Annotated in this window: 23 protein-coding genes and 1 pseudogene; 12 read left to right on the plus strand and 12 right to left on the minus strand. The window is 42.5% G+C overall.

The features are described from left to right. Positions 1-2 precede the first annotated feature (2 nt). A complete protein-coding gene (kdsA, locus tag K6J74_RS02345) occupies positions 3-797 on the minus strand; it encodes a 3-deoxy-8-phosphooctulonate synthase (protein ID WP_260321707.1) in 795 nt (264 codons plus the stop codon). Between the two features lie 110 nt (positions 798-907). On the opposite strand from kdsA, the gene pyrF reads away from it, so the two are divergent. Beyond that, complete coding sequence (gene pyrF / locus K6J74_RS02350) at positions 908-1,600, plus strand: orotidine-5'-phosphate decarboxylase (RefSeq protein WP_221272294.1); 693 nt, start codon at positions 908-910, stop codon at positions 1,598-1,600. Next, positions 1,587-2,399, plus strand: a complete 813-nt coding sequence (panC, locus tag K6J74_RS02355; RefSeq protein WP_221272295.1) for a pantoate--beta-alanine ligase — start codon at positions 1,587-1,589, stop codon at positions 2,397-2,399. Before pyrF ends, panC begins: the two co-directional genes overlap by 14 nt. A 298-nt stretch (positions 2,400-2,697) precedes the next feature. On the opposite strand, the gene K6J74_RS02360 is transcribed toward panC, so the two are convergent. Both K6J74_RS02360 and K6J74_RS02365 read right to left on the minus strand, forming a co-directional pair. Continuing rightward, positions 2,698-3,450 (minus strand): outer membrane protein, encoded by a 753-nt coding sequence (locus K6J74_RS02360; protein WP_260321659.1) that lies wholly within the window; start codon positions 3,448-3,450, stop codon positions 2,698-2,700. Positions 3,451-3,934: 484 nt separating this feature from the next. Further along, positions 3,935-4,441 carry a flagellar FLiS export co-chaperone gene (locus K6J74_RS02365; protein WP_221272297.1) on the minus strand — a complete coding sequence of 169 codons (507 nt, stop codon included), beginning with the start codon at positions 4,439-4,441 and terminating at the stop codon, positions 3,935-3,937. A 98-nt stretch (positions 4,442-4,539) separates the two neighbouring features. On the opposite strand from K6J74_RS02365, the gene K6J74_RS02370 reads away from it, so the two are divergent. The 3 genes from K6J74_RS02370 (at position 4,540) to K6J74_RS02380 (ending at position 6,928) form a co-directional block, all read left to right on the plus strand. After that, the gene (locus K6J74_RS02370; RefSeq protein ID WP_221272298.1) at positions 4,540-5,835 is read left to right on the plus strand and encodes a M99 family carboxypeptidase catalytic domain-containing protein; all 1,296 of its coding nucleotides are present in this window, start codon (positions 4,540-4,542) and stop codon (positions 5,833-5,835) included. After that, entirely contained in the window at positions 5,832-6,515 is a 684-nt protein-coding gene (locus K6J74_RS02375) for a 3-methyladenine DNA glycosylase (RefSeq protein WP_221272299.1), read from the plus strand. Before K6J74_RS02370 ends, K6J74_RS02375 begins: the two co-directional genes overlap by 4 nt. A 263-nt stretch (positions 6,516-6,778) precedes the next feature. Next, positions 6,779-6,928: a hypothetical protein gene (locus tag K6J74_RS02380; protein ID WP_221272300.1), complete on the plus strand. Its 150-nt coding sequence runs from the start codon at positions 6,779-6,781 to the stop codon at positions 6,926-6,928. A 1,145-nt stretch (positions 6,929-8,073) separates the two neighbouring features. On the opposite strand, the pseudogene K6J74_RS08875 reads toward K6J74_RS02380, so the two are convergent. From K6J74_RS08875 to K6J74_RS02420, 6 genes and pseudogenes are all read right to left on the minus strand, one after another. Beyond that, positions 8,074-9,359, minus strand: a pseudogene (locus tag K6J74_RS08875) (RNA-guided endonuclease InsQ/TnpB family protein). Further along, positions 9,334-9,984 (minus strand): IS607 family transposase, encoded by a 651-nt coding sequence (locus tag K6J74_RS02400; protein ID WP_221272302.1) that lies wholly within the window; start codon positions 9,982-9,984, stop codon positions 9,334-9,336. Before K6J74_RS02400 ends, K6J74_RS08875 begins: the two are co-directional and overlap by 26 nt. Before the next feature lie 72 nt (positions 9,985-10,056). Further along, positions 10,057-10,278: a hypothetical protein gene (locus K6J74_RS02405; protein WP_221272303.1), complete on the minus strand. Its 222-nt coding sequence runs from the start codon at positions 10,276-10,278 to the stop codon at positions 10,057-10,059. A 45-nt stretch (positions 10,279-10,323) separates the two neighbouring features. Next, on the minus strand, positions 10,324-10,533 hold the full coding sequence (locus K6J74_RS08975) for an SEL1-like repeat protein (RefSeq protein ID WP_221272304.1): 210 nt from the start codon (positions 10,531-10,533) through the stop codon (positions 10,324-10,326). Positions 10,534-10,552: 19 nt separating this feature from the next. Then, positions 10,553-10,816 (minus strand): ribbon-helix-helix domain-containing protein, encoded by a 264-nt coding sequence (locus tag K6J74_RS02415; RefSeq protein ID WP_221272305.1) that lies wholly within the window; start codon positions 10,814-10,816, stop codon positions 10,553-10,555. A 24-nt stretch (positions 10,817-10,840) separates the two neighbouring features. Continuing rightward, the gene (locus tag K6J74_RS02420; RefSeq protein WP_221272306.1) at positions 10,841-11,173 is read right to left on the minus strand and encodes a hypothetical protein; all 333 of its coding nucleotides are present in this window, start codon (positions 11,171-11,173) and stop codon (positions 10,841-10,843) included. A 430-nt stretch (positions 11,174-11,603) separates the two neighbouring features. Here K6J74_RS02420 and K6J74_RS02425 point away from each other — a divergent pair, with 430 nt between their 5' ends. Then, positions 11,604-11,870, plus strand: a complete 267-nt coding sequence (locus K6J74_RS02425; protein WP_221272307.1) for a tetratricopeptide repeat protein — start codon at positions 11,604-11,606, stop codon at positions 11,868-11,870. A 631-nt stretch (positions 11,871-12,501) separates the two neighbouring features. Here the strand turns inward: K6J74_RS02425 and K6J74_RS02430 are convergent. The 3 genes from K6J74_RS02430 to K6J74_RS02440 all read right to left on the minus strand — a co-directional run bounded on the left by K6J74_RS02430 (position 12,502) and on the right by K6J74_RS02440 (position 16,209). Next, positions 12,502-13,722 (minus strand): HipA domain-containing protein, encoded by a 1,221-nt coding sequence (locus tag K6J74_RS02430; RefSeq protein ID WP_260321661.1) that lies wholly within the window; start codon positions 13,720-13,722, stop codon positions 12,502-12,504. 61 nt (positions 13,723-13,783) lie between these two features. Further along, a complete protein-coding gene (locus tag K6J74_RS02435) occupies positions 13,784-13,942 on the minus strand; it encodes a hypothetical protein (RefSeq protein WP_221272308.1) in 159 nt (52 codons plus the stop codon). Continuing rightward, positions 13,918-16,209: an AAA family ATPase gene (locus K6J74_RS02440; protein ID WP_221272309.1), complete on the minus strand. Its 2,292-nt coding sequence runs from the start codon at positions 16,207-16,209 to the stop codon at positions 13,918-13,920. The genes K6J74_RS02435 and K6J74_RS02440 overlap by 25 nt, the downstream gene beginning before the upstream one ends. A gap of 660 nt (positions 16,210-16,869) precedes the next feature. On the opposite strand from K6J74_RS02440, the gene K6J74_RS02445 reads away from it, so the two are divergent. From K6J74_RS02445 to K6J74_RS02470, 6 genes are all read left to right on the plus strand, one after another. Beyond that, complete coding sequence (locus K6J74_RS02445; RefSeq protein WP_221271264.1) at positions 16,870-17,286, plus strand: hypothetical protein; 417 nt, start codon at positions 16,870-16,872, stop codon at positions 17,284-17,286. 852 nt (positions 17,287-18,138) lie between these two features. Next, the gene (locus K6J74_RS02450; RefSeq protein WP_221272310.1) at positions 18,139-20,034 is read left to right on the plus strand and encodes a type I restriction-modification system subunit M; all 1,896 of its coding nucleotides are present in this window, start codon (positions 18,139-18,141) and stop codon (positions 20,032-20,034) included. 52 nt (positions 20,035-20,086) lie between these two features. Then, complete coding sequence (locus K6J74_RS02455; RefSeq protein WP_221272311.1) at positions 20,087-20,470, plus strand: restriction endonuclease subunit S domain-containing protein; 384 nt, start codon at positions 20,087-20,089, stop codon at positions 20,468-20,470. Continuing rightward, positions 20,434-21,327 carry a restriction endonuclease subunit S gene (locus K6J74_RS02460; protein ID WP_221272312.1) on the plus strand — a complete coding sequence of 298 codons (894 nt, stop codon included), beginning with the start codon at positions 20,434-20,436 and terminating at the stop codon, positions 21,325-21,327. The genes K6J74_RS02455 and K6J74_RS02460 overlap by 37 nt, the downstream gene beginning before the upstream one ends. After that, on the plus strand, positions 21,311-23,281 hold the full coding sequence (locus K6J74_RS02465; protein WP_221272313.1) for a type I restriction endonuclease: 1,971 nt from the start codon (positions 21,311-21,313) through the stop codon (positions 23,279-23,281). The genes K6J74_RS02460 and K6J74_RS02465 overlap by 17 nt, the downstream gene beginning before the upstream one ends. Next, on the plus strand, positions 23,248-24,057 hold the full coding sequence (locus tag K6J74_RS02470) for an HsdR family type I site-specific deoxyribonuclease (protein ID WP_221272314.1): 810 nt from the start codon (positions 23,248-23,250) through the stop codon (positions 24,055-24,057). The genes K6J74_RS02465 and K6J74_RS02470 overlap by 34 nt, the downstream gene beginning before the upstream one ends. Positions 24,058-24,332 lie beyond the last annotated feature (275 nt).

A 24,332-nucleotide genomic window follows, 5' to 3' on the forward strand; every position in this document is an offset into this window, starting at 1 on the left:
TTCTATCCTTTATGCGTTGTTTTTAATGAAGCGTTGGTTTCTTGTAAAATCAATAAATCTTGCACTAAAGGCAAAAGAGCGGACACGGCGATCATGTTTGGACCATCGCTCAAAGCCTCTTTGGGGTTTGTGTGGGTTTCCATAAAAAACCCATCCACGCCTACAACCGCACTCGCCTTAGCCAAATAAGGCACAAATGCGCTCTCTCCCCCACTCTTGCCATTTGCCCCCCCGGGCATTTGCACGCTGTGGGTCGCGTCAAAAATCACGGGCGCAAAGGTGCGCATGACCACCAAAGAGCGCATATCCACAACTAAATTCCCATACCCAAAGCTCGCCCCCCTTTCACATAAATAAATCCCATGTTCTAAGCACGCTTGGTAAGTGGCTTTTTCATGTTTGTTTTTAGCCCGCATGTTTAGGGCTTTTAAGGCGCTGTATTGCATGTCTTTTGGGTGCATGAATTGCCCCTTTTTGATATTCAGCGCGCTCTTGGTCTTAGCCGCCGCCACGATTAAATCCGTTTGCCGGCACAAAAAAGCGGGGATTTGCAAGACATCGGCCACCTCAGCCACCGGGGCGGCTTGCGTGCTTTCGTGGATGTCGGTGAGGATTTTATAGCCAAATTTGGATTTAATGCGATCGAGCATAGCCAAGCCCTTTTGTAGCCCGGGACCGCGGTAACTCTCTAGACTTGTGCGGTTGGCTTTATCAAAGCTGGCTTTAAAGTAAAAATCCACTTTAGGGTCTAGGGCTAGGGGGTGGAGTTTGTGGGCGATTTCCTCTAAAACCTCCATGCTCTCAATCACGCACGGACCGACGATTAAAACACTTTTTGGCAAATTTAACCTTTGTTTGGAGTGTGCTATAATAGCGTTTTGTCTTAATATTTGGCTGAAAGGGCGGTATGCAACTTTGTTTAGCTTTGGACTTGGATTCCAAGCGGGCATGTTTAGACTTGCTAGAGAGCTTAAAGGGTTTTAAGTTGCTCGTAAAAGTGGGTTTGAGGGCGTTTGTGCGCGAGGGTCCTAGCTTCATTAAAGAAATCCAAAACATGGGCTTTAAAATTTTCTTGGATCTAAAACTACACGACATCCCAAACACCATGGCAAGTGCTGTCTTAGAATGCGCTCATTTGGGCGTGGAGCTCTTAACCTTGCATGCTAGCAGTGGCGCGCCAGCCCTTTTGGCGGTCATGGAGCAAGTGCAGGGCTTGAAACAGCGCCCCAAAATCTTAGGCGTTACTCTGCTCACCAGCCTAGATGAAGCGCAATGCCAAAGCTTGTATAACGCCCCCTTAGAGCAACACGCCCTGCACTTAGCCAAGTTGTGCTATGAGAGCGGGCTTGATGGCGTGGTGTGCTCGGTGTTTGAGAGTTTAGTCATTAAAGAGGCGACAAACCCAAAATTTTTAACTCTAACCCCGGGGATACGCCCCAACTTGCAAGAAGTGCAGGATCAAAAGCGCGTGGGCTCGTTGCAAGACGCTAAAACAGCCAAGGCGGATTTTATCGTGATTGGACGCCCCATTTACCAAGCCAAAGACCCCAAAGAAACGACCGCCCAAATCTTAGAAAGCCTAGAACATGCAAATTTGTAAAACACCCGTAGATTTACAAGCCCTAAAGGCGCAAAACATCGGCTTTGTCCCCACAATGGGGGCGTTGCACGCAGGGCATTTAAGCCTCATTGAGCGCGCAAGGGCAGAAAATGATTTTGTCATCGTGTCTATCTTTGTCAATCCCACGCAATTTGGCGCAAACGAGGACTTCAGCACCTACCCACACCCCCTAGAAAAGGACCTAGAGCTGTGCGCTAAGGCTGGGGTTGGCGCAGTTTTCACCCCACAAGCCGACAGCCTTTACCCCTTTAAAGAAGCCATTAGCTTAAACCCCCCAAAGGATTTATTGGGCTTTGAAGCGGACCTACGCCCCGGGCATTTTAATGGGGTCTTGCAAGTGGTTTTAAAACTCTTTAACCTCGTGCGCCCCACTAAAGCCTACTTCGGGCAAAAGGACGCCCAACAGCTTTTAATTATCCAGCGTATGGTGCAAGATTTATTCTTGCCCGTTGAGATCGTGCCTTGCCCCATTTTGCGCGACTTTGACGGCTTGGCTTTAAGCTCACGCAATGTCTATTTAAGCCCAGAACAAAGGCAACTTGCCCTAAAAATCCCCAAAGCCCTAAACACGATCCACGAAGCCTACAAGGCGGGCATCACGCAAGGCACCAATCTTTTAGCTTTGGGACAAGAAATCCTAAGTCCCCTTGAGGTGCAGTATTTAAGCCTCGTTAATCGGCAACTTATACCCCTGGAACACATCGAACCTAACAACAGCCTAATTCTCGTGGCTGTGAGAGTCGGCACCACAAGACTTTTAGATAATTTATGGCTGTGAAATGAAACGAGCGGATATAGACATTGTACTAGAAGTGCTTGAGGCGATCCAAGAACCCATACCCTAAACACTTTGACCCGTATTGCCTACTACCAGTGGGAGATTTACCCCAAGACCATCCACCACGAAAAAAGCACAAAAAGCAAATAGGACATCAGGTGGATCTACCCCGACATGGCGAGGGTGGGTTTTGCTTGCAAGTTATGAGATCGACAAACCCGAACGCTACGAACCCGAATTTGACCCCATCCCTAATTTCCACACCCTAGACTTTGGGTTGTAGAAAGTGTTGTAGAGGCTAAAAATTATGGACATAGTTAATATAGGCAGCGATGTTGCGCTTTAAGGTGATCATTTGCGCCATGCCCACACCATAAGCATCATATGCCCCTACATAGTAAGGATCGGCAATGATGGGGATGCGCACACCAAACTCTAAGCCCCTATGCTTCTTAAAATTAGCCCTAAGACCAACATTGACAATCAATTGCACGAAAGTGGGCATGGTTGCGGCAGCAGTCCCTTGATAGATTTGGTTAGTGCTTTGGGATCGTTGGGAAAAATACTGATCCATTGTGGTGCATGTGGGCGTGCCTATGCCTAGATTATTTTGGTTTTGCCATAAGCAATTTCCGCTGTTATCATAACCCTTGCCCATAAACCACGAACTTCCCCCTGCCATCACACCAAAGAGCATGCCAAAAGATTTAAAGTGGTTTGCCTTAGGGTTGTCATAAAAGTTTAAAAGCATGTCAAGCCCCACACCATAGAAGAGATTTGCACTGGCTTGAGAGCTTGGAAGAGAAGGGGAGCTGCCGATGCCCTGCCCACTAAAAAATCCATAGAAGCGCATTCCAAAGCGTTTTTTCTTGCCAAAAAAATATTTATAACCGATCTGCAAATCTCCACCAAAAAGATTCCCACTTAAAAAGGTCTGTGCATTAGGGTTCGAGGAAAACAGCGCATTGACGAATGTTTGCGAGGAGGTTGTGAGTGTTGAACCCACTAAAGATTGACCTAAAAAATGCGAATACTGAAAGCCCAACCCCACAAATGCGCCGTTTTTTTCTGCACTCAAAGGGTTTAAAGAAAAAGCCGCAAAAAAGCCTAATAAGGCAACCTTTAGAAAGCGGAGCTTTGACTGCTGACTGCTGACTGCTGACTGCTGACTGCTGACTGCTGACTGCTGACTGCTGACTGCTGACTGCTGACTGCTGACTGCTGACTGCTGACTGCTGACTGCTGACTGCTGACTGCTGACTGCTGACTGCTGACTGCTGACTGCTGACTGCTGACTGCGTATTATATCAAAAAATCCTTTATGAAAGCGAAATAAAATGAAACTAAAGTAAACGGAAAAATTTTATCAAATTTGTTTTAAACAATCAAGGACCTTAAGTCCAAGGATTTTAAAATGGTCTTGTTAGAAAAAACACACCATCTTTGATGAGTCGCCTTCGCGCCCACGCTGTGTAGGTTAAAGTGCGGTTGAGCGCACTACATCATTAAAAAGCGTTCCCACCCATCCATTTTTTTTAAGAACTTTTCATTAAATCCAACAACACATCTTTGTTGAAGCTTGGGGTGTTGAGTGTGGGGGGTTTTTTGAAAACCTGCTTTTGGCTCACGCTCTCTTGGATTGTGTTTAGGGCTTGCTTGATTTGCTCTAGACTCTCTTGCAACGCCGCTTTTAAATCCGCCCCTTGTGATAGCAAGTCTAAAGGGCTTGGGGCGTTTAGCTTAAGCATACTTTCGCCCAAATTAATGCTAAGGGTGCTGTTGAACAAGGCTTTACCCATGAATTGCGCCTTTTGCACCAACTCTTGCACGCTCTCAGCATTTAAGGTTTCTAACTTTAGGATTTTTTGGCAGGCGATTTGCAGGCTTTGCAACGCCCCGATACCCTCGTTAATCCCCTTGATTTCGTGGCTAAACTTCTCAATCTTATGTGTCTTGTGTTGGGTGTCTAAAATCTCCAAAGACTGCGTGTCGATCGCCCCCAAGTGTTTTTGGAGAGCCTGTAAAATGTCCTGTTTTAACATATCCATCCTTTGTTGCAAGATACAATACACAAGCATTTTTTATTCCTTAACACTTGGAGAGTTTTGGGTATAATGGCGCACTTTAGGTAGGATTGTTGATGAGATCTATTTTAATTTTATTGTTGCTTGTATGTGTATCTTTAAACGCCGCCTCTATCCAGGTCGTTAAGAAAGAAAGTGCCAAGTCCGCTCCCACCTTGCTTTTAATGGGGGGCATTCAAGGCGATGAGCCCGGGGGGTTTAATGCCACAGACATTTTCTTAATGCACTACAAGATTTTATCCGGGAGTGTGTGGGTGGTGCCCGTGCTAAACCGCTACTCCATGCTTAGAAACCATAGAGGCGTGTATGGGGATTTAAACCGCAAATTCGCTTATTTAAGCCGCAAAGACCCCGAATACCCCTTAATCCAATCCATTAAGAAAATCATCACCGCCAAAGAGGTGAGTGCAATTTTACACTTGCACGATGGCAGTGGGTTTTACCGCCCTCGCTATGAAAGCCCTCTTTTAAATCCTAGGCGTTGGGGCAACTCATCTATTATAGACCAAGACGAACTGCCTGCGGTGCGCTTTGGGCATTTAAAACAGGTGTCGCAGGGCATTATCGCCAACATCAATAAGTCTTTATTAAAGCCCTTGCACCGTTACTACATCCGCAACACCCACACCGCACGGGGCAATGTAGAAATGGAGAAAGCCCTAACCTATTTTGCCATTAAGCATAAAAAGCCTGCGTTTGCCAACGAGGCGAGCAAAGAATTGCCCTTGCCCTCACGGGTGTATTACCACTTGCTCGCCATTGAGGGGCTTTTAAAAGAGTTAGGCATTAAATACAGCAAGGATTTTAATTTAAGCCCTGAGAACCTTTACAAACTCATCAATGACCCAAGTCTAAGCGTGGTGCTCAATAACAACACCATCTTGCCCCTTTATGGCTTGCGCAACCATTTAAACTTTTTCCCTCTTCCCAAGAACACCCCCATAGAGCAAATCCCCTTAAACTCTAAAAGCTATATTTTGGGCTTACTCCCCCGTCAAAAGCAAGTGTGGCTCAAATACGGCAATAAATTAATGACCCGCTTACACCCCCTATACCTACCCTTCGATCACAGCCTAAAGAGCGTCAAGCTAGAAATTGATGGCAAATTAGAGCAGAGCGCACCCGCTCGTATCATAGAGGTGCATAAATCCTTTAAAGTCTTGGTAAAAGAGGGCTATCGGGTAAATGTCATCGGTTACACCCACAATGGGGCGAGCGATGAAGCAGGCTTTACTATCCGCTACAAAGACCTAGACAAACGCTTTTCCATAGACGCTAAGGGACGGATTTACCGCATTGAGTTTTACAAAAACCAAGCTTTTAGCGGCATGGTGTTGGCGCGCTTTTTATGAGTCTTGCCTTTTGTATCCTTAAAGCATTAAAAGCCTTAAAACTCATAGACAACGCCCCGCCCCTATGGTGGCCAAATGCCGGGAGCGTTGAGGTTGTGCTAGGTGCAATCCTCACACAGCGCACCAAATTTAGCAACGCTAAAAAGAGTTTAGAGCAACTCAAAAGCATAGGACTTTTAGATCAAGATCCCAACAAGAGCCTAAAAAATCTAGCCCACACCCCCCTCGCCACGCTTGCCCCCCTCATTGCCCCTAGTGGGTTTTACAACCAAAAGGCACGACATTTAAACGCCCTTAGCCAAAATATCCTCAAGGATTTCAACAGCTTTGAAACCTTCAAAGCTGAGGTGAACCGTGAGTGGCTGTTAGCCCAAAAGGGGGTGGGTTTTGAGAGTGCGGATAGCATTTTAAATTACGCCTGCTTGCGCCCCGTATTTGTCGTGGACACTTACACCTACAAACTCTTAGCCACTCTAGGCATGGAGATTGAGGACTACCACGCCCTGCAAAAGTTTTTCACCAAAGGGCTAGAACAGGATCTGCCCCAAGTTTTAGCGCTTTATGAGAACAAACTAGATCTAGCGGGCATTTACGCAAGGTTGCATGGCAAGATTGTGGCTTGCATGCAAGGAAAAATTGCGCTTAAACCCCATTTAGCAAATTTAGCAGATTATCTTTAGCAGTAGCATTTCTTGGATAAATGCGGTGGCGATTTGGCTTATTTGGTGTACTTGGTAGATGTGCAGAATAGGAGGGTGGAGCTAAAGGTCGGCACAAAGGCAGAGGGCTGGAATGAAAAAAGGCGAGCTTGAAGTAGGCGGAGTTATTGCATGCCCCCACGCAGGGGTTAGCCACATAAGACGAGAATCCTACCTCTGCATAGACTACCAAGATGATATATGTTTATGTGGGGGCAAAGAAGTCATTAAAGGAAGGGAGCGGCGTGGGGCTTTGTGAGCTTGCCCGTCAAGACTTGGACTATATCTTAAAGGGCGTGGATAAAATCAAGGTTATTAGTCCACACGCAGGCGAAGTTACAATCTATTACACCGCTAAAGAGGGCTTAGACGCGCCCAAATACAAGGGGCTTTAACCCATTTTTTAACCTTTCTTGATTTCTTGATGTAGACATGCTTTGTATTCGTGTGTCTTTTGCAAGAAAAAGCCTCTAGGAATGTTTCTACGGATATAAGTGGTGGTTTTCAAAACACTTTATTTAGCTATTTTATGTAATAATTTCATCTACCTAACATGTTTCATTGTCTTTTAATACGAATTGTGGCGTAGGTTCTGCTCAACTACCGATGGTAGAAAGAGATGGCTGGCAGCTTTTGTCTGCACCCACTAAAACCACGCACAACTTTTAAGCTTTGGGTCGTTGTTATAAGCTTCGTAGCGGTCCTCATGGGTCTTTTTATTGTCGTTTTTATCAATGTAAAAGCCAGTCACAAGAAATACTGCCTCCCCTTTGTGCGCCCTTTGCAAAATCACCATAAAATCAAATCATAGAGCATAGGCACAGCCTTATTTTCTTGGCTAAGTAGTAAAATAATTTGACATGGGGGTTTCGTGGTCTAAGATGGTTTGCCTAATCCATCCGATTCTGCAGGCTCTTTGTAGATCAAATGCCCTTTTATTCTCTTTATTTCGCCTTGTGATTAAAATGCCAAAAGACCTATTCTTTTGGTTGGGGCGGCCTGGGGGTTGTAGGGGGTCAATGTAAAGGCGATTAGCAAGGTAAAGGGGTGTGTCTATAAAGTCTTACTTAAATTGTTGGTAGGCAGGCTCTACCATCTTCTCTTCACAAGTACATATGCTAAAATCTAAAAGGAGGGATGTCATCGCGGGCTTTGTAGGCGATCGCCCCCTGTGAGTAGGTCAGTAAGCTAGATAAGTTGGGATTGGTGGGATTGGGCGGTGAAACATTGGGCTCGGGTGGTGTTATTGTAGTGGTTACATAGCACCCTCTCTAACTCCCGCATCCGCACCGCATATTTTGAATCCTTGTAGTCTAGGTAAATTTTGATGGCGGTTCGGGGTTCTATAAGGTTTCTCAATACATAATAAAACATTTTATAATAGAAAATATCTGGGTTGCTTTGGTTATAGTAGTCGTGGGCGAGCCTTTGTTTATCTGGGATTAAAATGGCTTGAAAGCGTAGATGGACACTAGAAAAGAAAAACTCTAGCAAGGCATTATAAAACCGTTCTTACAAACCTATAAAACCGCATAAAATCCTATAAAATCCTATCAATAGAAAAAAATTTTAAAGATTGCGGTTTTTGTTGTATTCCTGTTTCTACCATGCTGGTTACTAAGCCATTTTTTGCAAAATCGCTCAGTAGAGCCGTCATGTCCGCAGGCGTTAATTCAGTGGGAACTCCACTTACTAAATGCCTCACTAGATTGACACTTGCGTTAAAATCTCTATCGACCACAACACCGCAAACACCGCACTTATAAACTCTATCGTTTAGTGTTAAGTCCGCCTTTTATTGCCACAGCTAGAGCAGGTTTTAGAGCTCGGGTAAAAGGCATCGGCTCTTAAAATTTTCCGCCCATAATACTTTGCCTTATACTCTAAGAGCGTGTTAAAGGCGGAGATGCTGACATCGCTCAAAGCTTTAGCTAGTTTAGAGTTTTTAAGCATATTTTTGACTTTTAAACTCTCTAAACAAAGGGTTTTAGCGTGCCGCACTAGGGCGGTGCTCAGTTTGTGTAAAAAGTTATTACGGGTGTTGGCTATACGGGTATGCAATCGATTCAGCCGCAAGCTGGCTTTAAGAAAATTAGCGGACTTCTTAATCCCGTCATTCTTGGTTTTCGAATGCCGTTTTTGCTAAGTTGTCTGCTAAGTCTTTTGAGCCGTCTTGCGAGCCTATTTAAGGGCTTGGGGGCGAAAATCTGTAAGCCATTAGATAGACTAGCAAAAGCCTTTATTCCTGTGTCAATACCTAGAGTGTGGTTGTTTGCTATGGGCTTATGGGTGCGGTGAAACTCCTCTTGTGGTGTCTGTTTGGATTGAAACATAGAATTTATTGCCTCTTTGCGTGATGGTCGCCCCATTAACTTTACCTTTAAAGCGTAGTTTTTCGGTCATTTTGATTTTAGGCAAGTTGGGGATTTTAAGATAGTCTTTTGTGCTGCCTTGAATGATTTTTATTTGGTCGCCCCCAATGTAAAAGCTCCCCTGATATTCTCTTTTGCGTTTAAAACGGGGGTAACTGACTTTGCCCAATTTTAAATCTTTAAAGAACTTTTGAAACGCTAGGTTTAAATGGTTAAAGGGCTGTGCTGTAGCGTATTTGGACACTTCATAGACAAAGGGGTAATGCGTCTTTTTAAGGGTGTTGAACTCTTTCTTTAGGGCAAAATGGTTAGATTTTATGCCCTTTTGGTAATTTTCTTTCCACTTCGCCAAGCCCCAGTTATAGGCAAGTCTTGCACAGCCAAAGGCTTTTTTAAAGTGTGTTTGGGCTTTGTTGTTGGGTTGTAATTCAATCTTGTGGGTCAGCTGTAACATTGTTTTCTACCACTTCTTGCATTTGCTCTAAAAGCTGCTTGTTTTTCTTTGAACGAGCACCATAAAGTCTAGCTGAGAACACCGTAATGATTTCTAACACATCTTTGGCTAACTCTTCTTCGAAACGGACATTTTCATCGCCTTGATTAATGATAATTACCTCCACGCCTTTAGCCTCGCAAATGGCAAACACTAGCTCCGCTCCAAAACGCAATAAGCGGTCTTTATGGGTCAAAACAAGCCTTTTTACTTGGCTCTCTAGGATAAGGTTAAGAAGTTTAGTTAATCCCTTTTTGTAGTAATTCATCCCAGAGCCTAAGTCCTGTATCACTTCGTAATTAAAGCCCAGTTTCGAACAATACAGCTCCAAAACCTGCACTTGGCGGATTAAATCCTCTTTTTGGTCGGCACTAGAAACACGGGCATAGGCGATGGTCTTGCGGTTATCGTTATGAAAAACAATGTTTTTGTTGATATTTTTAAGGCTCTCTAGCTTGTATCTCCGCTCCCCACCTTTTGTGTAATTGTCGGGTTTTAGTAAGCCTCTTTTCTCCCAGTTTCTCAAAGTTTGGATACTGACACCTAAAACCTTACTTGCTTGACCTATGGATAGCAAATTATTCATGCCAACATGGTAGCACCTAGAAACTTAAAAACATATAAAAAATTTACAGAGAATTATAGGATTTTATAGGGTTTATCTTGCTGTTTCTAGCCCCATTTGGTTTTGGATGAGTTTTGTCCACTTGATTTCCTTTTTGTGGTTAAATTGGTGTTTTAAATCTTTGACTACTTGGTTAATGGGGGCTAGTTCGCTTGAAGGTAGGCTAGTTGCTCCTAGCACCGTCACCTTAGAGCCCAAAGAGAGGTTATAGTCTGAGTGGTTACTTTCATCGTAAAAAATTTTATGTTCTTGCATCAATATCTCTCAAACTTACTCCTAATCCTTAGTAAATTCTATGCATCAATGATTACATACATCCCAATTGTCTGCAGAAAATCCCATATCATTGGTCTTAGTATAATACTCTGCGACTTTTTGCGGATTATGCGAAACACCATTGCCATTTTTATACATCACTGCTAATGTGTAGAAAGAATTAGCATCCCCCATTTCGCCTGCTCTTTGATAATATTCTATGGCTCTTTGATTGTCTGTGGTAGCACAATTCACAGTATTACCCCACCACTCCCTACCCCCTTACCAAATTCTTCAACACATAGCGTTTGACAAAGAAGTTCACACTATCAGCTTCCTTGTCAGCTAGAGCTTTGAGGGTGTTGTATTCATCTTGGGATAGATAAAAAGTGATGGTGTGGTTTTGTTTTAAGTGTGCAGGTAAGGGTTTTCTGCCCGGTTTAGCTTTGTCTTTAGCACTGAAAGTGTTTGCTTGTGGGTTGTTGGTGTTTTTCAAAGCATCTTGGATAGATTTAGGGATGTTTTTGTTTTCACGCATCGCTTGCTCCTTGTGTTAAAGTGTCTAAAGGCGTTGGTATTCTGTAATGAAGGTCTTGTAGTGGATTCTAGAGAGTGGGGTTTGCATAGACAACTCTTTAAAGCTCAATCCCTTGCGCATAGAGTTCTCTATAATCCTAGAGTGTTTGAAAAAGAAAAAGTTTAAGTCTGTGAAGTTGGATTGTAAGGTAGATCTTGCTTGATCTTGCTCTTCTAGGCTTTGGTAATCAGTGATGAGCACCATTAAGGGCACTTTTAAAGCCTGCAACTCTTGGATGGTTTCAATGGTTTTTAATAGAGAGTTGTAAAGGGGAGTGCAGGGGATGAGGATAAGAGAGAGGGGATAGACCGCTTGCATATATACTTTGCCTGACTCTTGGCATAAGATGGTGTAAAAATCTCTTTTCTGTGCGCTCTTTTTTACCAAGAAAGAGAGAGACAAAGTGCATGGTGTGCGCACACTATATTGAGTGTTTCGTGCTTTTACATGACAGCACTACATCTCCAAGCTAGGTGTCTCATTTAGTAAAGGTAAAATTGTTAAAATAAGTCCAAGTATAAAATCTAAGTGAACTTCTTTGAGCAAGAACGATTGGCGTTTCGGGTTGGTGTTGTTTTTTTGTGCTTGGGGATATTCTTTGCTTGGCACTTTCTACACTCTAAGTATAAATTCACTTCACAAGGGATTGTCAGCACTAAAGAAGCAGTCAAACCTATGCTAAAGCCAAAGAAGCTAAGAAAAACAAAGATTATCCAAAAGAATTTGAATACTTTAAAAGCTTGCAGATATGGGGGATGCTAGGGGGTATAGTGAATTAGGTGATCTGTATCATGAAGGCAAAGGAGTTTCTAAAGACTATTCTAAAGGCTTAGAACTACTACAAAAAAGCGCAGATATGGGAAATGCTGATAGCTACATTGCCCTAGGTGCGGCGTACGAACATGGTTTTGGAGTCAAAAAAGACGGACGATGGCACAACAATACTATCAAAAAGCTTGCGATATGGGAGTCAAAAAAGGCTGTGAAAATGCCAAGAGGTTGGGCCAATAAATAATTAATTAGAGTAGCAAAGAGCTAGAAGTGAGGGCGCAATGGCTTTCAATGTCATTACACTACTAGACTTAAAAAATATATATACCCAAGCCCGAAACACTTCAGCAAATACTCCAAGAGCAAATGGGGGCGGGGGCAAGCATATTTAATCTAGCGGGCAGAGATTGTTAATGCCCCATTAAGTGTCTTTTAACATATCTTTGTTATATACACGATCTTTGTTATGTAACAATATGTTGCAAGTTTTGTGAGGGGCATCTTACTTGTAAAAAGGCTAGTGGGTATATCTTTTCTTGCTTTTCTCACTCTTTATAACCAATCAAATCTTGTAGCAGTAATGGGGCTGGGGCTATCACATTTAGCATTGTATTTAATACTATTTTAAATATTATTTATTTTCATTTATGCAATTCTAAATATTTCTTATTGTTTTGAATTCTTTGAAGCTAAGACCAAGTGGTGTAAAATTCGCTGTAGCTAACAAAGGTTAATAAATATAACTCTTAAGCCCCGCAAAATAAGGGGGTTGTGTGGTATATAGCTTTGCCCTAGAGCTTTGGTAAGGCAAGAGCTTTAGGCAATGGGCGCAGAGCTACTTTAGCCCCCTAAGATTTGCAGTAAGCCAAGACTTGCTAACTGTGGTTTTTCAATGTCTCATAAACCACCCTTTTAGCATCCTTCGCTCTTTGGCAAATCACTTCACTGCACGCCTTGATCAAACCATGGCTTGGGCGGTACTTGGGGTGTGGGGTAAATGTAAAGTCTTGGAGCTTGTCGCATAACTCTAAGCTTTTAGGTGTGGCATGCATTTTAACAAGTCTATCAAAGTAGTAGCCCAAGCTACTTTTGAAATAATAGGGTTGCGAGTGATGTAAATGAAAATAATTTTCAATCCTCCATCGATTGAGAAAGTTAAAAAGCGCCCGCCCATTGTCAAAGATGGGGGCGGGTTTTATGATCTCATTTGTGTCGTTGTTAATCAGCATGCCATAATTGCCTAAGTGGCGGTCTATGTTGCCAATAATGGCATCAAAGAGCATTAAATCGCTAAAGGCTTGCTTGCCCATCACCGCCTCTATGGCTTGCCTTAATTTTTCATAATCAAAATCCAATCCTCTCTTTGTCAACACTTCATAAGGCAAACACTCCCAAATGGCTAAAAAGCCCACCTCTTGGCTTGTAAAAAGGGGGCAAGTGCTAAACCTTTCACGCCTCCCCCATTCCCCAATCCCTTTTTCTAAACCATAAACCACACAATCTAAGCCCATAGCTTGTGCGACTTGGGGCATATAGTATTCACATAAAGGCTCTCTAGCCACAACATAGCGCACTTCATCTCCCTCCCCTGTCCCCTTAATGAGTTCAATGCCCTGAGAGGTTCTATACCAACACTTTCTAAGCATACCATCGGTAGTGGGTTCAGGGCTTAGGATTTGCCCTTGTGTTTGCCCCCTACCCCCATTAAAAGCCACTTCTTGCAAAATGGGGTTAAACGCATTTTCAAAAAGATTAACATGAGCCCACTTATACAGATGTGCCTCGTTAGTGGGCACAACCCAAAAGCTGTCTTTTAGTGAGAGTGCGAAAGTTGTGTTAAGATAGGACAAAGGGTTTTTTTCATCAGCCTCTATGCCTCCCTCTAGGGCGTTTAAGATTGAATAAGCGAAACAGCGATTATCGGGGACTTTGCGTTTGCGTAGCCATCTTAAAAGGTGCTTTTCACTTGCCCCATTGATGCGGATATAATGGGGCAATAGAGCTTCATTCAATACTTTAAAGTGTAGGTTCTTGCCCTCGTTTAGCACTTTAAATTCTAAAACGGGGCGGTCTTTGTTTTTAAGGGTGTAGTGCATGATATAACCTCCTTTTCTCCCTTTGTGGAAAATATAGTGTTGCCTTTGAACCCCACAAGCATTAACCATTTTTCTTAGATGTGTTTAATGGAATCTTCATGGGCTCTTTTTTGTTTGTGATGGTTTCTGCCGTGATGATGCACTTGTAGCCACGCCACCTTTCCATGTCAAATCTCAAAGGATGGATGATTTTGGCTAGAAGGGTTTTAATGGCACGCATGCCCGTCCCCTCTGCATGGCTTTCTCAATAAGCACCTCTTTAGCTCCCTCATCAATTTCTAATACACTGCCATGCTCTCTAAAGTTGTCTTTGAAGGGTTTGGACTCGTTGTCAATGGCATTAGATAACATCTTATGATCGACAGGCTCTAACACCACAACATTGCCAATGCGCCCGATAAACTCTCTAAACAACCCACAGCGTTGTAAATCCTGACTGCTCACCTCTCTTGAAGTTGTACTAGGCGGTGTAGGCTTAGTGTTTGTAAAGCCAATGGAGTTTTTAGGCTGTGTTGTTGTATTTAAGCTCGTATAAAGGTCCTTAAAATGCCCCGCAAAGATGAATAAAATTTCATCGGTTTTAAGCGTGATGTCTTGTTTATCGTGGGTGAAGGTGACTGTGTGCCCTTCCATGGGCTTTAGTAGTTCAGTTTGCACCAAAGATTTAAACTGCTCGTTAGTCACTTCCATGCCCAGTTTATCCACTTCATCTAAGAAGATCACCCCTTTTTGGGCTCTTTCTATGTTTTTGCCTGCACTCACATACAGCCCAACAAAGATACTCATCAATTCCTCACCCTTCCACCCCGTAGGTGTTAAGTTAGAAGCATCAGCGATGTAGTAGGGGATGTCTAACTTTTTTAGCAGTGTGGTCGTCATGAAGGTCTTACCACTGCCTGAGGGCCCGATTAAAAGCATGTTGGTTTTAGGCATGCAAGGTTGCCCCATAAAGCGGGCATAATGGTCGCTAATCGTGACACAAAGTGCCTTCTTAGCCTCTTCTTGACCGCTCACACAGTTCAAGTATTTGTAGAGTATCTCTGGAGTGTAAGAAATTTGTGGCTCATCTAAAGGATATATGCCATCTTCTAGCATCCTAGATAACAATTTTTCTTCTTCCTCTACAAGAGCCTCATATTGTTGGTATTCCCACTCATCAAATTCTTCTTGAGTTATTGGTTCTTCTTGGGTCGTTTCAGACATTGAGGATGGCTGCTTTCTTTGTGTAGAGGGGCTGCCCTTATTGATTCCAAGGTTGTCCAACGTAAGCAAAGTGCGTATCTCGTGTATGGGTGTGGACTTTTGGTTTAAAGAGATAGCAAGGGGGAAAAAGTTAGAAGCCTTATCAACACACCATCCATCATCTTTTCCTAAAATCCGCAAGGGGAGTTGTAAATGACTGAGTAAAAAGCACACACAACGCCAAATCATCAAGGGAGTGGATTTGTCTTGTAAGCGATACAATATCGTTCGCTGCATTGATGTGAGCTGTTTTAACAAGGCTTCTAACGTGCCTCTAAAGTTATATTTGTTCAAAATTTCTTTTAAGCGTGCAAAAGCCCACAATCTAAAAGCAACAGGGAAGTAATAGTGGTGTGTACTTTGTGTAGGATGAGATACGCTTGCAAAGCAGATATGGGCATCTTTTAACGCTCTGTCTAGTCTTGGCATATGCGCGAACTTTAAAAACCCACAATCTCTTTCTAGCCACAAGCGCATGAGTCTTTTAGATGAATGTGATGGTGTAGAATCTAGGGGTTTTTTGCATAAAATGTCGATCAAGCGTTTAAGAACAGCTCCATCCTTCTTCTCTTGTTTCTCTAAAAACTTTAAGAAGTGATTCATGGATTCTCGTGGCAATGAAAATTTTGGAGTGCTCGCATTGGGTGTAATCGCAAACACCAAATCCCCATCCACACAATAGGGTTGTAATTTACAAAAAGCCTTGTGCAACTCAAAATCATTGCCCTTAAAAGTCTCTAATAAATCTTGCTTAAAAGTTTCAAAGGAGATTTTAAAATCGCCAAACAAGCCTCCATAATTGCTCTTTAGATAATGCTGGGCGACATGATCGCAAATTTGCTTAGAAAAGGAAAAGCACCCGCATATAAATTTTTCAATTTGAGCAGAGTTTGCAAAAAGTTGTTTGGGTTCTATGCTTTGGCGTTCTTGGCAGATTTGGGGGAAAAACCAATACTCCCCACAATCTTGGGCAATTTGGGAAAAATCAAGCTTTTGGACTTCTCTTTCTTCCCCTAATTTAGGAAAGTCCCAAGCCTCATCTCCCAACTTTCTGCCCTGTTTTTTTAACAAAGTCTTGGCATAGGCTTCATGCTCTTTGACAAAATCAAGGGCATAATTTTTAGGCAACTTGCCCCCATTTTTAAAAATGCGCTTGCTGATGCGTTTTGCTAAATCGTAACGCACATCCTTTCTAATGAGAAACTCTCTCAACTCAAAGTAACCTACTTTTGCCACTTCTTGCATCGCTTCCCTTTCAGTTTTTATTAAGGTTATCGAAAAACACAACCATGCTAAAACACTTTAGCTTAAAAGAGTATAAACAAATATTTAATTTCACAGACTTAGCACGAGATTTGATTTTTATTAAGCTTTTATGTATAAACATTTTTTGAATTTCTTAAAAAGGTTGATTTTGTCAGAATCTCCAAACCATAACAATAGCCCACAACAAAAACCTGCTTTGTCTGTCATCGTGTGTAGAGGGCGCAATAAAAACTATTTAGAAGTGCCTGAGGTTCCAGTAGATCACCGCTTCGATCTTTTCACGCCTCCGCCTCCTAGAAGATACCCACTGGGTTTGTTTCATAAAAAAGTTTAAAGCGTTTTGAAAGGCTTTATCAAAAAGCCAAAGAATGCAAAGACCGCAGACAGGGCAGAAGAAGAAGTGGATTTGCCCCTTTAAAGGACAACACACTATTAAAGCTTGTCTTTAATGTCTATGAACACACGACCCATAGCCAAATCACCCGTCTTATAGGTAAAATTGCCCGCTCTACGAGATTTGCCCTCCTGGAATACACCAAAATCACACCTGTTGCTTACGAAGTGTGGTTTTTCACTTTGGATTTAAAGAGCGGCAAGCAATTGGCAAGGTATTCTGCGGCTTTGAGTAAAGAAAACCTAATGCGTTTTCAGAGTTTGATTTATGAAATCTTAGACCCAAAGACAGAAGTGCCCGAGCAAGGGATGTTTATCTCCAGTAAAGAGTATTTAAGACTCACACGGATTGAGCAAGAACACCAAGACTTACAGGCTAAACTCAAAGAAGTTGAAACAGACACGACTAAACTTATTGATGCCCTTGAAGAGTGGTTATTCCTTACAAAGCTCACAAATGCCAACACTGAATTAGAATACCTTTGGCGTTTTTGTGAAAAGGCAAATCCCTTTATGAAAAAGTATTTTGGAACTTTGATCGGTCTTAAGGAGTTTGGGGGACAAAGGGCTTTGAGCTACTCTAATTCGAGCATGCAAGAGCTGGAGCGGATTAAGAGAGAGAAGAGGGGGTTTGGTTTGGCTAAAACACCAACGACTAGCTAAGAATGCCGCACAAAATGGGTTAGATGACAAGCCTGCTAGGGTGTTTATCTGTCCTTTCTCTTTATTCCTCTTTTTGCCATGGCAAAGCTAGAAGCAATGCGCCGTTTAAGTCTTTCGTGTTTATATGGCTTTAATTGCGCATTGTATTTTTTTAATTGTGCTCTACACACCTTCAACTCCTCTCGTTTTTCTCTGCGTTCTTGTAAAGAAGTGGTGATGTTGTCCCAAGCAAATTTAAAACATACATTCTTACACCATTGTGTGTCAAAAACAAGAGTGTGTTCATTTAACAAGTGCCCTAAGCGCATCCATAAATCCTCGTATTTTAAAGTAGGGCGATCTGCTAGAGACCTAAAATGGGGGACATTCTCCAAAAGATAGGAGGGCTTTGTGTGTAAAAAGACATAAGAGGGCTGTCCAATACTCCCTAAGACTTACATAGAGTATACAAATACATCCGATCCAAATCCCAAGACAGCACGCTAGCAGGTGGCACGCCCTGCAAGATGTGTTCTAGGTGTTGCCAAGGTGCAAGCTTTCTTTGCTCTAATGATTTATTCTCAAAATCTTTTAGTCCAAAGGGCGGTGGGGGTGTTATACGGGGTTTTAGGGTCTGTGTTGCTTTCTTTTTTTCTGATCATTGTGTTTAGTGTACTCTTATTTATTTTTCAATTTAAATTACAAACTATGAATAATACTTAGCCACACGCAAAATGCCTAAATGACAAAAAATATTTAAAACACGATACCAAGAACTAATCCATTGGCAGCACTTGTGCTAGAATGTTAAATGTTCAAGAACAAGAATCAAGGATTAGTCTTTTCTGCCTTTTCATCAAAGGAGAGAGAGTTATGGATGGCACACAATTTCAACCCATTGTCAATTTTATTTGGAATATCGCAGATTTGCTAAGGGATCATTACACAAAGGGCAAGTACCGCGATGTGATCTTGCCCATGACCGTGATCAGGCGTCTAGATGCCGTGCTAGAACCCACAAAAGTAAAGGTGTTGCAAAAACAGAGGGAAGACGAGGAGCAAGGCTTTCCAAAAAGACATAAATATTTATGCAAGGCAAGTGGTTTTGACTTTTACAACACATCTCATTTTACCCTTAAAGAGCTCACAGCCCACCCCGCAGAGCTTAAAGCGAATTTCAAAAATTACCTAGAAGGCTTTAGCCCCAATGTTAAGGACATTTTAGAGAAATTTAAATTTGAAGTCCAGTTAGATACCTTAGACAAAGCCGGTATTTTGTTTGAGCTTGTGCAAGAATTTTGTAGCACTAAAGTGAATTTCTCCATTTCTCCCGTTTTAAATAATCAAGGCAAGGTAGTTCATCAGGGTTTGAGCAATTTAGGGATGGGCTATGTCTTTGAAGAGTTGATCCGTAAATTCAATGAGGAGAATAACGAGGAGGCGGGTGAGCACTTCACCCCAAGAGAGGTCATTGCTTTAATGGCAGAGCTTGTTTTTAGGCCCGTAGCCACACAAATCCAAGAGAACAGCACTTTTTTCATTTATGATAACGCTTGTGGGAGTGGGGGCATGCTCACCGAGTCTAAAGCCTTTGTCAAAGATGTTTTACAATCAAAAGCGGAGTTTGAATTATACGGACAAGAAATCAATCCCGAAACCTACGCTCTTTGCAAGGCAGACATGCTCATTAAAGGAGAGGATGCAGACAACATAAAATTTGGTTCAACCTTGAGCCAAGACGGGTTTAAAGAGAGTGAAGAGAAGTTTGACTTTATGCTCACTAACCCGCCCTTTGGCAAAGCATGGGGGAGCGAGCAAGAAAAATGCAAAGCCGATCCCCGTTTTAGTATGGGGGTTACGGGGGCAAGTGATGGGCAGATGATGTTTTTACTCAACATGCTAGCCAAAATGAAAGACACCCCGCTAGGTTCGCGCATCGCCTCTGTGCATAATGGGAGCGCGCTTTTTAATAGCGATAGCGGACAAGTCGCCATTAGAAGCCACATTATCCAAAACGACTTTTTAGAAGCCGTGATCGCTCTACCCCTAGATTTGTTCTACAATACAGGAATTCCCACCTTTATTTGGATTTTGAGCAACCGCAAGCCAGCACATAAACAAGGAAAAGTCCAGCTCATAGATGCGACCAGTTATTTTGAGCCCATGCAAAAATCCTTAGGGCAAAAACGCAATTACCTAACCCCCACCCACATCAGCGCGATTGTGCAACTTTTCTTGGAACAACCCAAGAGCCCCCATAGCGTGATCGTAGAAAATGATGACTTAGGCTATCAAAAATTTAGCGTGTTTGCTTTAAAGTCTAGCCAAGAACTCTTAGAGGAGGAGGGTTTTAACGCCCTCTCTAATCACCAAGCCATTTTAAAGAGATTAAAAGAACTAGAGAGCAAGCCCCCCAAGCTAAAACCCACCTACAAAACCCCCAAAGAGTTTTTAGAGGCTCTAGACCTACCCACACCCAAACTCAAAACTAAAGAGGGCATAGAAATCCCTGCCCCCTTAAATTTATTTGACAAACAAGAAGAAAAAATCCCGCTCAAAGAGGACAAAGAGGGCTATTTTTTAAAGGAAATCCAACCTTTCACGCCTTTAAGTTTTATAGAGGCTAAAAGCGTGAAAGTGGGTTATGAAATCTTGTTTAATCAATATTTCTATACCCCCAGCGCACAAAAATCCTTAGCCCAGTTGCAAGAAGAAATTACAGATACAGAGGGGGAAATACAAATCCTCTTAAGTGAGATTTGGGCATGAAAAAGTTTAAAAAGGTGGAGGGGTTAGGGCAAATCCCTGCGCATTGGGGGTTATGGAACTTGGCAGAATAGGCACTTTTATAAGAGGCTCAGGGCTGACTAAGGCAGATTTACAAGCAGAGGGCGTAGGAGCTATCCATTATGGGCAAATCCACACCTATTACAACACCCACACCACCCAAACAAAGAGCTTTGTAAGCCCCACTTTAGCGCGAAGGCTTAAAAGGGTTAATCAAGGCGATCTTATCATTGCCACCACCAGCGAGGATATTGAGGGTATTTGTCGCTGTGTGGCATGGCTGGGTGAAGCGCAAATTGTAACGGGTGGACATACCGCTATTTTTAAACACAAGCAAGACCCTAAATATATCGCCTATGCATTCCAAACAGAAATTTTTTTATGCAAAAAGCAAAGATTGCCTATGGTGTCAAGGTAACAGAGGTTAGACCTATCAATCTTAAAACCCTTAAAATCCCCCTCCCTCCCCTAGAGGAACAACACGCCATCGCCTCTTTTTTAGATGACAAGATCGCTAAAATCCAAGAGTGCATTGCCAAAAAGACACGCATGACAGAACTTTTAAAAGAATATAAACAAGCCTTGACCACCCAAATAACCACCAAAGGGCTAGACCCACAAGCCAAGCTCAAGCCAAGCGGGGTGGCGTGGCTGGGGGATATTCCGGGAGGGGTGGGGGTGGTGCGTTTGCGTGCCTGCTTTTATGAATTTGATAAAGAATGCGGAGAGGGCGATTATACCTTGCTTTCTGTAACGCAAAAGGAAGGCATCATACCGCAGTCAGCGATACCTAACAAAAAAGATATTTCTAACAGGAATAAAGCTAAGTATAAAATTGTGCCATTAGGTGCTATCGCTTATAACAAAATGCGCATGTGGCAAGGCGCAATGGGCTATAACAACATTTCAAAGGGAATTGTAAGCCCCGCCTACATTGTCATCCTACCACACCAAACAGCGCATGCCCCCTATTTTCACTATTTGTTTAAGTCTCCTTACATGCTTGCCATGTTCAATAAGTTTTCTTATGGATTGTGTGCCGACATGAATTGTCTTAGATATGAGGATTTTCAAAATATCTTAACTCCCCTCCCTCCCCTGCCCGAGCAACACGCCATCGCCTCTGCTTTAGATGAAAAAACCGCCAAGATAGATAGCCTACTAGCCAAACTACAAGCACAAATCCAAGCCCTAAAAGAACATAAAAGCGCGCTCATCAGTGCGGGCGTGCTAGGACAACTCCCCTTAAAGGCAAACCATGCAAAAATACAATGAAAAAGCCCTTGAAGACTTGATTGAAGCACATTTGCTTGCAAGTGGCTACACCAAGCGCACCTCACAAGATTATGATAAAGAACTTTGTTTAGATGTAGGCTTGTTATGGGACTTTTTAGAACGCACGCAAGCGAGGCAACTAAATGAGCTTAAACAACGCCGAAAAGATAAAACGGACTTTCTAAAGGATTTAAAACGCCAAATAGAACAACAAGGCTTGCTTAAAATCCTGCAAGAGGGCTTTGGGCTTTTGGGGGTAAAATTTAGCCTTGCCTACAACAAACCCCAAAGCCAAAAGAATCCAGATACTTGGAAAAACTACCAAAGCAATGTCTTTTCTGTGGTGCGCCAACTGCGCTATAGCTCCAAGAACAACAATTCTTTAGACTTGGTGATCTTTTTAAATGGCTTACCTCTTTTTACCTTTGAACTTAAAAACCCCCTCACGAATCAAAGTGTGGAGGATGCGATGTGCCAATACAGAGAGGATCGCAACCCGCACGAATCCCTATTTAAGCACACCCTTGCGCATTTTGCCCTAGATAGCGACCTTGTCTATATGACCACTAAGCTAGAGGGGAAAAAGACCCGCTTTACTCCCTTCAATAAGGGCTTGAATGATGGAAGTGGGGAACTTGATAGAGAATGTGGTGCGTCTAACCCACCTAACCCACAAGGGCTAAAAAGCGCGTATCTGTGGGAGAGTATGTTACAAAAGGATAACTTACTAAACCTTCTCTTTAACTTTTTAAAACCTGTGGGCAAATCTATTATTTTCCCCCGTTACCACCAGTTAGATGTGGTGAAAAAACTCTGTGATGCTGTAAAAGATGGCGTGGGTGGGCGTTATTTGATTCAGCACAGCGCAGGCAGTGGCAAGAGCAATTCTATTGCGTGGTTGGCATGCGCCTTGGTGGGGCTTAGTGTGGATGAAAAGGTGCTTTTTGATAGTGTGCTTGTAGTTACAGATCGGATCATCTTAGACCATCAGTTACAAGACAAAATCGAAGCCTTTTGCCCCATTAAGGGCGTTGTTGAGGCAATTAAAAAAGGTAGTCGCCAACTCAAAGAAGCCTTAGCAGAGGGCAAAAAAATCATCATCACCACAATCCAAAAGTTCCCCCACATCTTAGAGGACATTCCTAAAATGGGGGATAAAAAGTTTGCCATTATCATAGATGAGGCGCACTCTAGCCAAGGGGGGACACACAGCCAAGCTCTAAGCACAGCCACAAGTAGGGGGACTGATGAGGGTTTAGAGTTAGAGAATCTAGACCCTAATGAACATTTATTACAAGAGATTAAAGCCAAGCAATTCCAAAAAAACGCCTCTTACTTTGCCTTTAGCGCAACTCCTAAGCCACAAACCTTAGAGCTTTTTGGGACACGAACAAGCAGAGATGAATTTATTCCCTTCCATCTCTATTCAATGAAACAAGCTATTGAGGAGGGATTTATTTTAGATGTTTTGCAACACTACATCACTTATCAAAGTTATGCCCACTTGGTTGCCACGACTCCAAATGACCCACGCTATGATAAAAATCCCGCCTTTAAAAAACTCAAAGCCTATGTTAAAAATCATCCTAAAAGCATTTGGGCTAAAATACAAATAATGCTTACCCATTTTTATACTTGCACACATAGGCAGATAGGGGGCAAAGCTAAAGCAATGGTAGTTACAGATTCGCGCAAGAGTGCCTTTGAATATTTTAAAGCTTTTAAAGCGCAACTAGAGCAAGAACAACACCCCCATAAAGTCTTGGTGGCTTTCTCAGGAGAGCTCAATTTAGAGGGCAAGACTTACAGCGAAGCGAGTTTAAATGGTATGCCCGACAACCAGACATCCGAAGCCTTTAAAAAAGACGATTACCGTTTTTTGATTGTGGCAGATAAATACCAAACGGATTTGACCAATCCTTGTTACACACGATGTATGTCGATAAAGCTTTAAGCGGCGTAGCTTGTGTGCAAACACTCTCGCGCTTGAACCGCACCGACACGAATTACCCAGACAAAATAGACACCTGTATTTTAGATTTTGTCAACGATGTGACAACTATCGCTAAAGCCTTTGAGCCCTATTACAAAAAAACTTCTCTAGCAGAACCTAGCGACCCTGATAAACTCTTTGATCTCAAAACGCATTTGGATAGCTATGGGGTGTATACACTAGAAGAAGTGGAAGCTTTTAATGCCGCCCTCTTTGAACAAGCCCCCCTACCTCAAATCCATGCCATGCTAGATAGAATGGTGCAACGCTACAATGATGTGGAACAAGACTCACAACAAGAGTTTTACAGCAAGGCAAAGTCTTACCTCAAAAACTATGCTTTTTTGGTACAAATCTTACTCTTTCAAGATTTATCTTTAGAAAAACTCTCTAGATTGCTCACACACCTCATTAAAAAACTAGCCTCCCTAAGAGGCGATCTAGATACGGACATCACCAAAGTCGTAGCACTGGGGGCTTACCACTTAAATCCTAATAAAGAGGTTAGCATTCAGCTTGAAGGCTCCAAAGAGTTACATCCATCCCAAGCCGATGGCTCTAGCCATATACCCCAAAGCCAGTTGGAAAAACTCTCGGAAATTTTAGAAACCTTTCATAGAGAGTATGGAATTACTTTAGATGAACATGCTAAGCAAGCTCAAGCCAAGGTCCTAAATGATGTCCTAAACAGCATGCGTTCAAATCAAAACTTCATGGAAAATTTTAATAACTCCTGACCCACAAAACAGACAAGTCTGTTTTAGAAAGAGTTTTGAAAATGAACTTCTTAACTTGACCGACAATAACCCACAACTTTATAAAACAATCAAAACAATCGAAGAAAACCAAGATTTTAAAAATCTATTCTTCTAAAACTCTCAAAAATCCTTGAAGAGGGGTTAGAAAATGCAGAGGACTGATAAGGTCAGAAATTCCAAAAGTCTTGGGGCCATCCAATACAAGCAAGCTTCTCCCTTTTCTTGGGCTTGCTGTATATTTGTCTGCGCTTTGT

The sequence above is a fragment of the Helicobacter sp. NHP19-012 genome, from assembly GCF_019703325.1.
In the GTDB taxonomy this organism is placed as follows: Bacteria; Campylobacterota; Campylobacteria; order Campylobacterales; family Helicobacteraceae; genus Helicobacter; species Helicobacter gastrofelis.